Source organism: Oleiphilus sp. HI0067 (assembly GCF_001635735.1).
In genome coordinates, this window is record NZ_LWFI01000253.1 from 1 (window position 1) to 767 (window position 767).

Genomic DNA, 767 nt, shown 5'->3' on the forward strand with positions numbered 1-767 from the left:
TATGTCGTCTAGTGTAGACAAGATATGGCGATAACTCTGCATTCTGGTTTCTGAAATTTTACCTTCTTCTAACGCTTGTTGAATTGCGCATCCAGGTTCTTGCTCGTGTTTGCAGTCGCGGAATTTACAATAACCAATGAAGGGCCTGAACTCTGTGAAGCCTTCAAGTAGTTCAGCCTCTGTGATGTGCCAGAGTCCAAACTCTCGAATTCCTGGTGAATCCACTAAACGGCCACCTTGTGGGAGGTGAAATAATTTAGCGGTCGTAGTGGTGTGGGTGCCTTTTCGTGTGTTTTCTGAGAGTTCACCAACGCGAATAGATTGATCACCGAGAATGGTGCGAATAAGTGAAGACTTACCAACACCAGATTGCCCTACAAACACACTTGTGTGATTCGATAGCCAGCTTAAGAGTGTTTCACTACAGTCTTGTTCGTCATTTGCTGAGGTGAGCAATACTTCATAGCCGAGCGCTTTGTATGTATCCATCAAGCCGTGAATAAAGTCCCGATTATCATCGGTAATCAAATCACTCTTGTTGAACAGAATGGCTGGCTCAATGCCCGTTGTTTCGGCGGCCACAAGATAGCGGTCAATGAGGTTGGCGAAAGGTGTTGGTTCAAGCGCAACGACAATGAGTATGCGATCAATATTCGATGCGACTGGCTTAAGTTGGCCGTAGTTATCAGGCCTTTGCAGTAGAGTGCTGCGCTCTAGACGCGCTTCAATGACTCCACTGTTGTCGGCTCCGGGTCGCCATATCACTT

Annotated in this window: 1 protein-coding gene; it reads right to left on the reverse strand. The window is 46.7% G+C overall.

All coding sequences use genetic code 11. From position 1 onward, the window contains the following. Positions 1–767 (reverse strand): small ribosomal subunit biogenesis GTPase RsgA (gene rsgA / locus A3739_RS03255; RefSeq protein ID WP_082878244.1); only part of this gene is annotated, 767 nt, incomplete at both ends.